At 61.3% G+C, this 14,617-nt stretch carries 14 protein-coding genes and 1 pseudogene; 9 read left to right on the top strand and 6 right to left on the bottom strand.

What is annotated here, in order from left to right:
• Positions 1–71 precede the first annotated feature (71 nt).
• A complete protein-coding gene (locus SO156_RS29200; protein WP_498537174.1) occupies positions 72–1,223 on the bottom strand; it encodes an ABC transporter substrate-binding protein in 1,152 nt (383 codons plus the stop codon).
• A gap of 215 nt (positions 1,224–1,438) precedes the next feature.
• Here SO156_RS29200 and puuE point away from each other — a divergent pair.
• From puuE to SO156_RS29180, 4 genes and pseudogenes are all read left to right on the top strand, one after another.
• Positions 1,439–2,449, top strand: a pseudogene (gene puuE / locus SO156_RS29195) (allantoinase PuuE); the annotation flags it as partial.
• Between the two features lie 42 nt (positions 2,450–2,491).
• Positions 2,492–3,028 (top strand): ureidoglycolate lyase, encoded by a 537-nt coding sequence (locus SO156_RS29190; RefSeq protein ID WP_498537173.1) that lies wholly within the window; start codon positions 2,492–2,494, stop codon positions 3,026–3,028.
• 45 nt (positions 3,029–3,073) lie between these two features.
• A complete protein-coding gene (locus SO156_RS29185) occupies positions 3,074–3,913 on the top strand; it encodes a bifunctional allantoicase/(S)-ureidoglycine aminohydrolase (protein WP_458147316.1) in 840 nt (279 codons plus the stop codon).
• Positions 3,914–4,053: 140 nt separating this feature from the next.
• Positions 4,054–4,254, top strand: coding sequence for a hypothetical protein (locus SO156_RS29180; RefSeq protein ID WP_498537172.1), 201 nt, complete (start codon positions 4,054–4,056; stop codon positions 4,252–4,254).
• Between the two features lie 6 nt (positions 4,255–4,260).
• On the opposite strand, the gene SO156_RS29175 is transcribed toward SO156_RS29180, so the two are convergent.
• Complete coding sequence (locus tag SO156_RS29175; protein ID WP_458147315.1) at positions 4,261–5,448, bottom strand: acyltransferase family protein; 1,188 nt, start codon at positions 5,446–5,448, stop codon at positions 4,261–4,263.
• Between the two features lie 456 nt (positions 5,449–5,904).
• Between SO156_RS29175 and SO156_RS29170 the strand changes: the two genes are divergently transcribed.
• Positions 5,905–6,078 (top strand): hypothetical protein, encoded by a 174-nt coding sequence (locus SO156_RS29170; RefSeq protein WP_498537171.1) that lies wholly within the window; start codon positions 5,905–5,907, stop codon positions 6,076–6,078.
• 352 nt (positions 6,079–6,430) lie between these two features.
• On the opposite strand, the gene SO156_RS29165 is transcribed toward SO156_RS29170, so the two are convergent.
• The 4 genes from SO156_RS29165 to SO156_RS29150 form a co-directional block, all read right to left on the bottom strand.
• Positions 6,431–6,625 carry a hypothetical protein gene (locus tag SO156_RS29165; RefSeq protein ID WP_458147313.1) on the bottom strand — a complete coding sequence of 65 codons (195 nt, stop codon included), beginning with the start codon at positions 6,623–6,625 and terminating at the stop codon, positions 6,431–6,433.
• A gap of 409 nt (positions 6,626–7,034) precedes the next feature.
• Complete coding sequence (locus SO156_RS29160) at positions 7,035–7,238, bottom strand: hypothetical protein (RefSeq protein WP_458147312.1); 204 nt, start codon at positions 7,236–7,238, stop codon at positions 7,035–7,037.
• 123 nt (positions 7,239–7,361) lie between these two features.
• Positions 7,362–8,657, bottom strand: coding sequence for a spinster family MFS transporter (locus tag SO156_RS29155; protein WP_498537170.1), 1,296 nt, complete (start codon positions 8,655–8,657; stop codon positions 7,362–7,364).
• Between the two features lie 44 nt (positions 8,658–8,701).
• Positions 8,702–9,892 (bottom strand): Rieske 2Fe-2S domain-containing protein, encoded by a 1,191-nt coding sequence (locus tag SO156_RS29150; RefSeq protein WP_458147310.1) that lies wholly within the window; start codon positions 9,890–9,892, stop codon positions 8,702–8,704.
• A gap of 173 nt (positions 9,893–10,065) precedes the next feature.
• Here SO156_RS29150 and SO156_RS29145 point away from each other — a divergent pair, with 173 nt between their 5' ends.
• From SO156_RS29145 to SO156_RS29130, 4 genes are all read left to right on the top strand, one after another.
• Positions 10,066–10,581, top strand: coding sequence for a MarR family winged helix-turn-helix transcriptional regulator (locus SO156_RS29145; RefSeq protein ID WP_498537169.1), 516 nt, complete (start codon positions 10,066–10,068; stop codon positions 10,579–10,581).
• A 194-nt stretch (positions 10,582–10,775) separates the two neighbouring features.
• Positions 10,776–13,034, top strand: coding sequence for a TonB-dependent siderophore receptor (locus SO156_RS29140; protein ID WP_498537206.1), 2,259 nt, complete (start codon positions 10,776–10,778; stop codon positions 13,032–13,034).
• A 22-nt stretch (positions 13,035–13,056) separates the two neighbouring features.
• Complete coding sequence (locus SO156_RS29135) at positions 13,057–14,193, top strand: PepSY-associated TM helix domain-containing protein (protein ID WP_498537168.1); 1,137 nt, start codon at positions 13,057–13,059, stop codon at positions 14,191–14,193.
• A complete protein-coding gene (locus SO156_RS29130; protein ID WP_458147307.1) occupies positions 14,190–14,399 on the top strand; it encodes a hypothetical protein in 210 nt (69 codons plus the stop codon). Before SO156_RS29135 ends, SO156_RS29130 begins: the two co-directional genes overlap by 4 nt.
• Positions 14,400–14,617: the final 218 nt, after the last annotated feature.

The raw sequence follows: 14,617 nt of genomic DNA, 5'->3' as shown, positions 1-14,617 counted from the left end.
TCAGCGGCGGCAAGGCGAGGGGCGAACGACGCCAGCCTTAGGCTGTCGTCGCCCGCACCCGGTCAGACCTGTCAATCGACGTCGGCGACGAACAGCGTTTCGAACTTTCCGTTCTTGTATTCCGTGACGACGAGTGGCACGGCGAGTTGACGCTTCTGGCCGAAGGAGGTGGTGCCGACGTAGTGCAGCATCTTGTCGCCCTTCACGTAGGGATTGGGCGCCGAAAAGCCGTCAATGGTTTTCTTGTACTCGGCGATATCGTCGATCGCCTTGGGGTTCGCCTTCAGAGTATCGATGATGTATTGGAGGGCGTACACCTTGGTGTTCGACTCGTCGTTGTATTCGCCGAACATTTTCGTATAGCGCGCGATGAAGTCATCCATCGCCTTGGAGCGGATCTCCGGGGTCGAAGCGCCGCCGACCGAGATGAAGCCGTTGGCAAGTTCGCCCGCGCCTTCCTCGAGCACCTTGGCATCCTGCGCAGTTTCGGTTGAGAGCAGACCCTGATAGCCGAGTTCGCGCGCGGCGCGGATCAAGAGTGGCGCGTTGGCCGGGGAGACGCCGGACAGCACCAAGAGATCGGGCTTCAGCTTGACGATCGGCGTCAGCACCGGTGTGAAGTCGCGTGTGTCGTTCTGGTAGGTGTCCTTGTCGGCGACCACCTGGAGGCCAAGCGCGTGGGCCGCCGCGACGCCGCCATCGCGTTGACTGAGCGGATCAGATTCATTAGCTGCGACGAAGGCGATCGTCTTTACGTTCTTTTTGTCGTGCAGATATTTGTAGATCGCCGGGCCCGATTGATAGTTTGCGACCATGCCGAGCACCGCATTAGCGGCAGGCTTGGTGTAGAGCGCCTTCGGGAAGGCGTAAGGGAAATAGATTATGCCCTTAGCTTCCGCCACGGGGCGCACCGCGGCAGCGCCGTCGTCGACATTCGGCCCCACCACATAGTGGATGCCTTCCTGGGCCATCTTCTCCATGCCTGCGATGGCGCGCTTGGGATCTTTCTGGTCGTCGAAGGTGACGATCTTGATGTCGTAGGTGCGATCGCCAATCTTGACGCCGCCGGCCTCGTTCCATTGCGCCGCAAGCGTCTGCATCGATCGTACGTTCGAAGTGCCCCAGGCCGCGGCGGGACCGCTGGTCACGCCGACGAAGCCGATCTTCAATTCGGTGTTCGCCGCCTGTGTCGGCTGCGCGCTGGCCGCCATCAAGGCCAGCATTGAGGCTCCGATCAGAGCCGATTGCACAGCAGAATGCTTCCTGATCATCACACGTCTCCTCCGCTGAATAAGTCAACGCCCGACATTCCGGGACACCCCGTCGCAGGTCTTGGGCGGATCAAACGCGTCCGCCCCACAATTGTCAACAATCGAATTATGTTTTGTAAACAATTTATCCTTGCGTTAGTATACAATGCCTGCGATGGGCGCCATGGATGAAGCGTCTCGTTCAACGTTCGGAGTTGAGCCGCTTGTTTGACATTGAGCAGGATTATCCGCGCGATCTGATCGGCTATGGCCGTAGCCGGCCTCAGCCCGCGTGGCCTCGCGAGGCTCGCGTGGCGCTGCAGTTCGTCATCAATTATGAGGAAGGCGGTGAGAACTGCGTCCTGCATGGCGATGCGGCGTCGGAAGCTTTTCTCTCGGAGATCGTCGGCGCCCAACCTTGGCCGGGGCAACGACACGTCAACATGGAGTCGATCTACGAATACGGCTCACGCGTGGGATTCTGGCGGCTGTGGCAGATGTTCACTGAACGTAACATGCCGGTCACCGTCTATGGCGTTGCCTCCGCCATGGCACGCAATCCGCGGGCGGTGGCGGCGATGAACGAGGCCGGCTGGGAGATCGCCAGCCATGGCCTGAAATGGATCGACTATCGCAACCACACGCTGGAAGCGGAACGTGCGGACATCGACGAGGCGGTGCAGATTCACACGGCGGTGGCCGGCGCGCGTCCGCTTGGTCTCTACCAGGGGCGTAGCTCGGTGAACACACTGGCTCTTGGCGCGCTGGAAGGCGGCTTTCTTTATCTTGCCGATGCTTACGCGGATGAGTTGCCTTATTGGCAGCTCATTGCAGGTCGTCAGCAACTGATCGTTCCGTATACGTTGGACGCGAACGACATGCGCTTTGCGACGCCACAGGGTTTCAACAGCGGCGATCAGTTCTTGAGCTCTCTCAAGGATTCGTTCGACGTGCTCTACGCCGAAGGCGGTGCAGGCAATGCCGGCATGATGTCGGTGGGACTGCACTGTCGCTTGGTCGGCCGGCCCGGCCGCGCCGCGGCGCTTGCGCGTTTTCTGGACTATGTGCAGGGCCACACAGATGTCTGGGTGGCGACGCGGCTCGACATTGCGCGCCATTGGATCCGCCATCATCCACCCGAAGGTGGCTACGAGCGCGGGCGCATGGGCCCCGCTCTTGTTGCCGAGGTGTTCGGCGATGGCGCAAACGATTTGCCATAACATGGTCACCGGAGTCGAACGATGTTAACTCTTCCGGTCGTGGCGCTGACAAAGGCAGAATTTGCGCCCTTCGGTGAAGTCATCGAGACAGATGACGTGACACCGAAGCTGATCAACGAAGGATTTGCCAGCCGCTACGATGATCTGGCCAGGATTGACGTCGCATCGGAAGGCGGGGACGTCAACGTAAGCCTGTTCATCGGTGCAACAAGACCAGCTCCGATCGTCATCAGGCTCATGGAGCGTCATCCGCTCGGCAGCCAGTTGTTCATCCCATTGAACGATATGCCCTGGTTCGTGGTCGTGTGCGCAGATCCCCGCGATCTTTCGAGCTATCGGGCATTTGTTGCGTCGGGACGGCAGGGCGTGAACTACGCGCGCAACTGCTGGCACCATCCTCTGCTGGTCGCCCGGGACGCCAGCCCGTTCGTTGTTGTCGATAGAAAGGGGCCGGAGGTTAACCTCGAAGAAATGTGGCTCGAAAAAGCAAGCTGGCTTCGTGTCGTGCCCGATAGAGCAGTGGAAACATATTCGGGCAACACCGCGAAGCAGGGCTAACACCTCCGCGAACGTCCGTAAAAATAGTCTTTGGGAGGCATAAAAATGCAGTCTCGCTATCACGTGCAAGCAGGGGGGCATCCACCCCAGAGCGAACTTTTGACTGGTCGCGCGGTGTTTACGGACGCCTATGCGGTGATCCCCAAAGGCGTAATACGCGACATCGTGGCCAGCTACCTTCCTTTCTGGGATAATACCCGTGTTTGGGTGCTGGCTCGGCCTCTGTCCGGCTTTGCAGAAACTTTCTCTCACTACTTGATGGATGTCGCGTCGGGTGGGGGAAGTGAACTTCCGGAGCCAGACCAGGAAGCGGAAGGCGCGCTGTTCGTCGTTGGAGGCAAGCTAACGTTGACGCTCGACGCGACAGAGCAAGTACTGGAGCCTGGAGGTTTTGCATATCTTCCGCCCAAGTGCCGCTGGAGCGTAAAGAACCGCAGCTCCAATGCGGTGCAATTTCACTGGATCCGAAAGCTATATCAGAGCGTGCCGGGCCTTGCCGCGCCAGAAGCAATCGTCGCAAACGAAAGCTCCATCGCGCCAACGCCGATGCCGGGCACCGACGGGCGGTGGGCGACGACGCGCTTCGTCGAGCCGTCAGATATCAGGCATGACATGCACATCACCATCGTCACTTTCGAGCCCGGCGCGTCGATCCCATTTGAAGAGACGCATGTTATGGAGCACGGACTCTATGTTCTTGAGGGCAAGGCGGTCTATCGGCTCAACCGGGACTGGGTCGAGGTCGAAGCCGGAGACTACATGTGGCTCCGTGCTTTTTGTCCCCAGGCGTGCTACGCGGGCGGCCCCGGACGATTCCGCTACCTCCTCTACAAGGACGTGAATCGGCATATGGAGCTGCGGGCCTTGCGACCAATAGCGCCGTAGCGGGCGATCGCAACGGCGTATGCGCGAGGCGACCTATATTGCGCTACGCGAGCCCCGGACTATCGCAGGCACTATATTGAGGGGCTGATCGATCCGCAGGGCTTAAAGTTTGTGATCAAACGTCCGTGCAAGCATCCATCATGTTTCTGGGCGAGCGCGAGCACCCCAATGGTCAGGAAACCCACCAAGACAAGTCCGGCTGCGATATTCTTCATCATGGCCATCACTCCGGGCAATTCTTCGGTGATGTTCGATTCACTGCATCCGAACCATCGGCCGCGCTGATCGCCGAATATGCAAAGGGCGCCGCCCTGAAGCTATCCGCACGCAGCTTGAGCTGATACGATCTAAAGCACGTGCCTTGCGCCCGGGATCTTTTGCAATGCCTCAGTCGCGCCCCAGCTCAGGAAGACAGTGAGCACGAAAGCGATCAGGCCCTTGGCAATCGCCGGGATGTCGAAGTCGAACATCCAATAAACCAGCCAAAGCACAATCGGGTAGTGCACCAAGAACATGCCGTAGGCAGCAGGCTGCATAGGATCGAGGCTGCTCCAGCCTGATTGCCTGAATCTCAAGAAATAGGCCAGGATCGCAAACATGATCGCCACGCTGAAGGTCGCGAAGAACAGTGCATAGATTGCTTCATACCAGTCGGGCAGCGGGGACGGGTTTCCGAGTATTTCGCGCTTGACGTAGATCAGCATCCACATGAGGCAATAGGGTACGAGTGCTAGAAGCGTCCAAGCCCAGCTGCGCTTTGCGAGCTGGCCATCGGAAGCCAGTAATCCGCGGTCCAGGTACCTGACGCCAATGCCCGCACCGAAAAAGAAGTAGGTCGCATACAGCAGTACGCGCCCGTGCTGAACCGAGAACGGTCCGAACTCGAACCAAGTGAATGGTCCAAAGTGAACCAGACCCGGGATGTAGAACACGGCGGTGACGGCAAGCATGGCTGCGAAGAATCGCGCTGGATGGTCATGGCCGTGCAGCGAAAGGCGATTGATCGGATCGATAAGTGTGGGCGAGAGCTTGTAGAGGACGCTTGCGATGACGTCGAAGGTAAGCAACACCCAAAGGAACCAGATCGGGCCGCTCGGCCAAGGTCCTTCGGTGATGGTTTTCCACCAGAACTCGGTGAAGCTGACGTCTGGATGCTGACGCAGTTCAATCGCGTAGTAGGCTAACGGGATGATCGTGAAAGCACAAACCACGAAAGGCAAACCGAGCCGGATCAGGCGATCGCGCAGATAGTCCAGCGGTCCCTTGCGCGCGAGTCCCGGCCAGACAAACAGACCCGACAGAAAGAAAAACATCGCCATGAAGAAGCTGTCAGTGGCGAGCACGATCATGTCAAAACCGATCCACGACTTTGGATCGGTATGACCGAAATGAGTGTATGGAATGACGGCGTGATGGAGCAGTACCACCAGCGTGAGGAAGGTACGGGCGCGGTCGAGTGAGGCGCTACGCGCTTTTGCTTTTGGCGGTGCCTGAACATCCGCTGGCACTGCGGTCTGCGAGATTGATGTCATCATGCACCTCGCTAACCGGAGAGTTTATATCTTCCGCCGAGGTAACTGTAGAAAGCAGCGAGATGAGTCGTTGCTCTCAATCTTGCCTGGATTCAGTCGTCCGCTACGATCCTCAATTGTACCAAGACTTCGACCTTGGCGCAACTTTACGGGTAAATCGCGAACGTAGGGACGCACTTCATCGGTCTGATCGCATCATCGGAAAGGGTCAAAACCAAACTGTTTGGCGCGATTTGAGATCGGCTCAGCCAGCATTGCGAACAGAATCAACACGGGCTGTTGTTGATGTCTTCTGAGCGGCGGTTTTTGCGCAAATGATCCAGCCGTCTCGGCTCACCGTGGCGGCTTCTTTTTTTGACGAGAATGTGAGTGCCAGTGGTGAACTGCTTCACAGCGGTTTTGTGGACCAATCCTAAAGTTATCGCGCAACGAAGGGCTATTTGAATAGGATTTTTGGTCATGGAAATTGCGCAACATTCGGCGTCCATGCCGCCTCTTGTTCGCAGCTACGACGGCTTGATCATTTTCGGTTACGCGGCATGCGCCGTTATCTTGCTTGCCGTGATCTATTTCGCTTCTGGCGGCCCAAGCTTCACTGATGCTGACCTGTCAGTCATGGCGATGATGCCCTGATGCGATTGGCCCTATGGACACTTGGCGGCTCGCTTCTGATCGCTGTATGCATTTGGGCGTTGATTGGTCCGCCAGAGGTGGACGCGACTAGCGTGTTTCTGGTCATTGCCAGACACTGAGAAGCGAAGCATCAGTTTGCTCACTGCTGCGTTGCCGCGTCATGTCCAACCGAACGGCCAGATACTTGAAATTCGCGGAGGAATGCCGGGATCGCGCGGTTAACACGCGCGACCCTGCAGACGAGAAAGCATGGCTTGCACTAGCCGATGATTGGCTAAAGCTCGCAGGCAACGACCGTGACGCCGCTGGCGGTTCTCCTGCATCGGACTTAACTGCGGGGGAGGGGCGGGCGTTACATCTTCTCCGGTGAAAATCGCGATGGCTGCACGGTCAGCCGGTACGCAACCTCGCTGGAGCCGTCGAAGACCTCCAGAACGCGTTCACAGACCAGGCACTTGTAGTACCCGGGTTTACCCTTGCGGAATTCTAGCTCGATCCGGCGATAACCGGCTGAGCAATCAGGGCAGGTCACGTCGCCCTTTTTCATCTAGCCCCCGTAAAAGTACCACCACCCGACCTTAACACGGGATACGGCGCTTTGGTGGCTCACCGGCCAATTAGTAATATTATTGCGACCATCAGCACGACGACGCCTATAGCGGGGACGATGATCCAGAAGGTTTCGCTTCTCACAGAGCGCACAGTTCCATGTAGCGCGCTGCTTCGATAGCTATACGCGGGGATATTGGGACACTACGAGTTTCAACTTCAGCCAATTTGGGCGCTCGTTAGTACCTGCCGAAAAGACCGGCCGGTCACACCGGAGGTCGCGGGTTGGAGCCCCGTCTCTCGCGCCATTGAATCAATGGTTTAGCTCGGATTTTTCCAGAATTGCCAGAAGTAAAAAGCCGCCCGGAGGCGGCCCTGGTGTCTGTCCGAAATGGTCCGTTTCGGCCCTAGCGGATCTCCGACGTGCCCGAGCTGGTCACGACCACGGGCTTGCCGGCCTTCATGACATGATTGGTCTGGGCGGTCTGGCTGAGATCGACACTGGTCCGCGCCGCGATCCCGAAGGCTGCCACTGCGATACCGGCCACCAGCGCCACCACCACGATTTTCAGGTGCGTCGCACGATCAGCAGAGTGAATGGAGTGGTTCATCTGAGCCTCCCGACGGGCTTTCCCGCCCGTCTGTTGGCTCACCTTCTAAGGACGATCTGTTTCCGGATGGTTTCGCGCCTTCGGCAAAATGGTTTCATCTGCGGGGCGGCTTGAGGAGCCGTTTCAGGCCGCCGCCCGGGCGATATCGGTCCGGATCGTCCGCGCGGCCCAGACGAAGAGCAGGGCGCCCACGGTGGTCGTGACCGCCGCCGACAGCAGGGAGTAGCGGACGGCGTCCGCGCCAAAGCCGGCCTTCAGCGCGTCGTTGATCATGCCGACGATGAGCGGGCCGAGTCCCTGGCCGAAGCAGGTCGCGGTCAGGGCAATGAGTGCGGAGGCCAGCGCACGCATGCTGGGCTTTGCCACCGTCTGGGCGATCGCAAAGATCGGTCCGAGATGGAAACCGACCAGGAACGAGGTCAGCGCCAGCATCGCGACCATGGTCGCGAAATCCTGCGTCAGCATGCACAGCGCGAACACGGGGCCGGCCAGCCCAGAGGTGACCGCGGGTGCCCAGAGCTTCCAGCGATCGTCGCGGCGGCTCACTTGCGCCACGACGAAGCCGCCGAGCAGGGTGCCTGCCATCCCGGCGAGCCCCTTGAAGGTCCCTGCATAGGTGCCGATCTCGGCACTCGACAAATGATGCACACGCGCCAGGAAGGGCGGGATCCACGCTGCGGTCGCATAGTTCGTATAGGTCGTGAGGCAGAAGCCGATCAGCACGATGATGAAGCTCTGCTGGGAGGCGAGGAAGCGCAGCGTCGGCCCGAGCGGCTCGGGCGTGAATGTCTCCTGCATGGCGCCGCGTTTCGGCTCGGAGATCGTCAGCCACAGGACGGCCGCAAGGAGGATGCCGGGAAGGCCCGCGACGTAAAAAGCCATCCGCCAGCCATGGTGCTGGTTGACATAGCCGCCGACGAAATAGCCGAGGAACACGCCGAGATAGGTGCCGATGGCATAGATGCCGAGCGCGCGGGGCCGCTCGTTCTTGGCAAAGAGATCGGCAACGATCGATTGGGAAGCCGGCGAGCCGGCGGATTCGCCGATGCCGACGCCGATCCTGGCAAACGCTAGCGAGGTCACGCTCGTGGCCAGGCCGCACAGCGCCGTCATCGCACTCCAGAACGCGAAGGCGAGCGCGACGATGTTGCGCCGGTTCAGCCGGTCAGCCATGCGTGCAATGGGAATCCCGAGCAGCGAATAGAACAGCGCGAATCCAAAACCGGCCAAAAGGCCCATCATGGTATCGCTGAGCTGGAACTCCTTCTTGATCGGCTCGATCAGGACGTTGAAGATGGTGCGGTCGAGAAAGTTCAGCGCGTAGATGATGGTGAGCAGCCCGAGCACGTAGTAGCGCCGCGCGGACGGCTTTGCGGCTGTGGCCGTCTGCGCCGGTACGTCTGACGTCACATCGACCATCGCTTCCCCCGACTTGCCGTTGTTGTTTTCGTTGATCTGCTCGTCTAGGCGTCGCGGATGTAATTCCCCGCTTCGAATGCGACCGGCGGCGCGCTCGGATCGAAGGAGACGCCGATCGGGTCGCGGCCTGCGGCGAGCGCCTCGAGTTGATCGGTCAGCATGCGCCGGATCATCAGGACGCCGCGGTCGCTCTGGCCGAAATGCTCCTCGGAGTGGATCGTCACCGGGCCCTGGCCGACCTGGGCTTCGTAGTCGCCGGGAAACTGCTGGTGCTCGGCCTCACTCATGTCCCACCAGAACTTTCCGTTGAACTTCGAGCGCATGCGGCCGATGTCGCCGGCATTCTTCACACGTCCGGCAACATAGATGCGGAACGAGGTGTCGTCGATCGGAAGCACCCAGCCGATCGACTCGACGCGGGCGAATTGCGCCACACGCGGGTTCGGCACGACGCGCAAGGTGGGCAGCGCCGCCTCGCTGACGCGGTAGAACACCTTGCCGTCGTCCTGCTTGCGTTCCGAGCGCACGAGGACCCCGCGCGGCGATTTCTCGAACTTCACCTCCGGTATCGAGGCCATCATGTTGGTGAATTGCGGACCCGAGAACGAGCCGTGCAGCACCGGCACGTGGTAGGGGTCGACCACGTTCTCGAAATGCTGCAGCCAGTTGCACGGGATGACGGCAGGTCCCCCGCCGCCGATCGATGAATCGTCGGCCTCGACGAGTTCGCCCTCGTCCATGGTCTCCAGGCATTCGTAAGCCGGCAGGACCGGGCGTTTCTCGGCCGGACCCATATAGGCGAAGATCAGGCCGTAGCGTTCCTCGACCGGGTACCAGGGCTGGCGCACCTTGTCCTTGAACTGCCCGCTGTCGGGCTCGCAGGGCTGCTCGAGGCAGTGACCCTGCGTGTCGAACTTCCAGCCGTGATAGCAGCAGCGGATGCCGTCCTCCTCGACCTTGCCGTAGTACAGCGTCGTGCCGCGGTGGCAGCAGCGCGCGTGCAGCAGGCCGACGCGGCCATGCTTGTCGCGGAACAGGACGAGGTCCTCGCCGAGCGCGCGGACCTTCCTAGGGGTTTCGGTGGCGTCGGAGACGAGGCCGACGGGGTGCCAGTAGCGCCGGAGCAGTTCACCCATGGGTGTACCGCGAGTGACCGAGGTCAGCTCGGTGCGCGTATTTGCCTCCCGCATCGCATAGGCCGTGCCGAGATCGCGATCCCGCTGGGTGATAGTCATGCCGTTTCCTCCCGCCTGCGGCTCGTTAGCCGCCGGTCGTGTTCTGCCCGTTGAAGCAGTCGACAATAGATCGATGACAATGTCAACGATATTGCGAATGCCTCTAACAATCATTTTAACCACCCGTCCTTGCGCCCCTTGGCAGGCCGTTTGTTTGTTGGCAGAGGTGACGCATGAGCCTGAAGCCGAGCCGAGGCGGGCGGATGTCGCCCGACGTTGAGGACGCCGCGCCGCCGGCGCCGATCACCGTGATGCTGTCGTCGCGGCTGATGGTGCTCGCCAATCTGCTCAAGCGCGGCGCCATCCTGCGCTACAAACGCGTCGTCGGACTGAACTCGGTGGAGTTCGGCCTCGTCGCCTCGCTCGGCCGGCGTCCGCCGATGAGCGTGGCGCGGCTTGCCGAAGCCGTCGGTCAGGACAAGGGACAGATCAGCCGCGCGCTCGCGGGCCTGTCGTCCCGCAAGCTGATCGCGAAAACGCCCAATCCGCACGATAGTCGCGAGGTGCTGATCTCGCTGTCCAAGGCGGGGCTCGCCGCTCATGACGCGATCGTTGCCAGCGCGCAGGAGCGTAATCGGCGCCTGCTCGAGCAGTTGAGCAAGGACGAGTTAAATACGCTGCTGGCGCAGATCGATCGCCTGACCGCGGCCGCCGAGCAGATGCTCGAGGCGGAAAAGGATCCGGACTGATCGTCCCCACCGAATTTCGAACGGCCCATGTTGGAAGCGTTCTTGGAAGTTCTCTAAGAAGTTTTCTAAGAGGCATTCAATTAGGCCTTCCGCACCCGCTCGCTTAAGCGTCGCTGCAACGCATGTCGTCATTCGCACTGACGGCATGGAACAACAAACGTCGCAGTTGGGGTGGTGCGTTGAACTATCTTGGAATGCTGCGGTCGGCGGGACTTGCGACCGCGTCCGCTTTGGTGCTGTTGCCGCAAGCTTCGGTCGCTCAATCCTCGGGATCCGCGTCGCAGAGCGGCGCGCAAACCTTGCCGCCGGTTACCGTGGCTTCGCCTGAGCCCCGCCGCCGCGCGGCGGCCGCGGCGCCGCGTCGAACGCCGCGGGCAGCACAGAGCGCGAGCGAGAGAAAGCCGCAGCCTGAGCACAATGTCGGATTCGTCGAGACGCCGCGCGGCCCGGTCCACGGCTATGTCGCTGGCCGCAGCTCGTCCGGCACCAAGACCAACACGCCGATCATGGAGACGCCGCAATCGGTGTCGGTCATCGGCGCCGAGCAAATCCGCGACCAGAAGCCGAACAAGCTGGACGAAGTGCTGCGCTATTCGGCAGGCGTGCGCGCCGGAACCTTCGGCGCCGACACCCGCAACGACTGGTGGCTGATCCGCGGCTTCAAATCCGACGACGTCGGTCTGTTCCTCGACGGCATGCAGCTCTTCTACACGTCCTATGCAAGCTGGAAGCTGCAAACGCCGAACATGGAGCGCGTCGAGGTGCTGCGCGGCCCGTCCGCGGTGCTTTATGGCGGCTCGAGCCCGAGCGGCATCGTCAACGTCATCAGCAAGATGCCGCCTAGCGAGCCGATCCGCTACATCGAGACCGGCGTCAACAATTTCGGCAATGCCTATGTCGGCTTCGATGTCGGTGGTCCCGTCGCGACGAGCCCCGAGAACGGCAAGCTGTTCTATCGCGTCGTCGGCCAGGTCCAGAACGGCGGCACGCAGGTCGACTTCACGCCTGACAACAACTACTTCATCGCGCCGTCGCTGACCTGGAAACCTGATGCCGACACGACGTTCACCGTCCTGGCGTCGGCGTCGAAGCAGGATACCCGCGGCATCAACTTCCTGCCCTATCAGGGCACGGTGACCAACGCACCGTTCGGCCGCATCCCGACGAGCACGTTCCTCGGCGATCCCAGCATCGACAAGTTTACGCGCGAGCAGGAGATGCTCGGCTACCAGTTCGAGCGCAATCTCAACGACAGCCTGACGTTCCGGCAGAATGCGCGTTTTGCACATGTCGACGTGACGTATCGCGGCCTCGTCGCCAACGGCTACTCCAACGCCACGACGGGCGACATCGCGCGCTACAATTGGTATGCGAAGGACACGGCCAACCAGGCCAATCTCGACAACCAGCTGGAGTATCGTTTCGACACGGGCCTGCTGAAGCACACGATGCTGTTCGGCGTCGATCTGCGGGGCTACCAGATCGACGACTATCAGCAATTTCAGTTCGGCACGACGCCTTCGATCAACATCTTCAATCCGGTCTACGGTCTCAATGTGCCATTCACGACCGGGCCGTTCCGCAACTACCTGATCACCCAGAAACAGGCCGGCACCTATCTTCAGGACCAGGTCAAGCTCGGCAATTTCACGCTGGTGGTGAGCGGCCGCAACGATTGGGTCGAGACCACCCAGGCCGCGCGCGACACCGGTGCCACGGTCGCCAGCCGGGACGACAGCAGGTTCAGCGGGCGCGCGGGGCTGATCTACAATTTCGACAGCGGTCTCGCGCCCTATGTCTCCTATGCGACGAGCTACAATCCGGTCATTGGCCTCAATGCCAACAACCAGTTGCTCCTGCCGGAGACCGGCAAGCAGGCCGAGGTCGGCCTGAAGGTGCAGCCGAAGTGGTTCGATGGCTACTTCACGGTCTCGGCCTTCGACCTGAAGCGTCAGAACGCGCTGACCACCGATCCGTCAAACGTGTTGTTGCAGAACCAGACCGGCGAGGTCACCTCGCGCGGCATCGAGCTCGAGGCAGTGGCCAATGTCACGAAGGAGCTGAAGCTGATCGGCGCCTTCACCAGCTATCATCTCTTTACCAGCAAGGACCTGGATTCATCGCTGATCGGCAAGACGCCGACCAACACGCCTGAGCTCCTGGCCTCGGGCTGGGCCGACTATACTTTCAAAGAGGGGCCGCTCGCGGGCTTCGGCTTCGGCGGGGGCGTGCGCTACGTCGGCTCGTCCTGGGCCGACACCGCCAACACGCTCGAGGTTCCGGCCGTCGTGCTGGGTGATCTCGCGCTCCACTATGAATGGCAGAACTGGCGCACAGCACTGAACGTGATCAACGTGACCGATAAGATCTACGTCGCGAGCTGCGCCTCGGTGACGTCCTGCTTCTACGGCGATCGCCGGCGCGTCACCGCCAGCGTGTCGTACAAGTGGTGAGGGCGGGCGAGGGGATCGTGTCGTGAAGGCGCGTACCGTCAGGCTCTGGTCCGTGGTCCACACCTGGACCAGCCTGATCTCGACGATCTTCCTGCTCCTGCTCTGCCTGACCGGTCTGCCGCTGATCTTTCATCACGAGATCGACGAGCTTCTGGGCTATGCCCCCCAGCCCGAAGCTCACGCGGGCGCGGCTCGTGCGACGACCCAGGAGGTCGCCGACGCCGCGCTCGCGGCCGATCCGGGGCGGGTGCTGCAATATATCTCTTGGGACAAGGACGAACCCGGGGTCGTGCTCGCATTCACCAACAGCGCGCCGGACGGGCGGCCGGACAATGCCTCCGTGCGGGCCTTCGATGCGGTCTCGGCCAGGCTGCTCGGACCCGTCGGCGTCGGGCCGATGCTGATCGTGCTCAAGCTGCACACGGACATGTTCGCAGGCCAGGCCGGAAAGCTGTTCCTCGGTGGGATGGGGCTGCTGTTCGCGGTCGCCATCATCTCCGGCGTGGTGCTCTATTGGCCGTTCACCCGCCGCCTGCGCTTTGCGACCATCCGCTACCCCGCCGCGCGCCGTGTGGTCTGGCTCGACTGGCACAATCTGATCGGCGTGGTTACGGTGGTCTGGGCGCTGGTGGTGGGATTGACCGGCGTGATCAACACCTGGGCCGAGCTGATGCTCGATCAATGGAAGGCGACCGAGCTCGCCAGCATGGTCGCCCCCTATGCCGGCAAGCCGCCGCCGGTGCATCTGGCCTCGCTCGACGGCGTCGTCGCTCGCGCCAAGGCGGTCGCGCCGGGCATGAACATCGCGTTCATCGCTTTTCCGGGCACCCCGTTCACGTCATCGCACCATTTCGCGGCGTTCATGCGTGGCGATACCGCCCTCACGGGGCGCCTGCTGAAGCCTGTCCTGCTGGACGGAGAGACCGGGGAGGTCGCCGACAGCCGGGCGCTGCCCGTCTACCTCCAGGCGCTCTTGATTTCGCAACCGCTGCATTTCGGCGACTATGGCGGTATGCCGCTGAAGGTGATCTGGGCTGCGCTCGACGTGCTCACGATGATCGTGATCGGCAGCGGTCTCTATCTCTGGCTGGCGCGGCGGCGGAAGCGGCGGCCCGCCCGCGCCGACGCATTCGCCAAACGGGCCGCGGTCCCGTCATGATGCATGGCTCGCCCGGCCGCTCGCGCCCATGGATACGGGTTTTCGGCGCGCCAGTTCTGATTGCGGTGGCGACGTCGATCGGCCTGCTCGCAGCGCTGCTCTGGGGCGAGATCGGCAAATATGTCGCCTGGGTGACAGTCGGCTTTCCCGTGCTCGTCATTTTCTGGGCCTGGCAGCGTCGCAGCAGGACGGCAAAGCCGTCCTAGACACCTCGAGACGCAGTTTGACATGCTCCGCGCGGGAGCGTTTGCCGATGGCGGGGAGACCGACAGGGATGCCCTTGCTGGGGCGGCCATTCTGCTCCATACCAACCGCGGGGCGATTCCGGGATTTCCACTGTTCTGGGGGCGGCAAAGGGCCTAAAAACAGCGTGTCTTGCACCCTTTGGTGCACTGCGCTAAGGCTCAGAATAATTCCAAACCGG

It is taken from the genome of Bradyrhizobium sp. UFLA05-125, assembly GCF_059803515.1.
The sequence above is the reverse complement of the archived record's forward strand: the minus strand, read 5'-3'. Positions and strand labels throughout refer to the sequence as shown.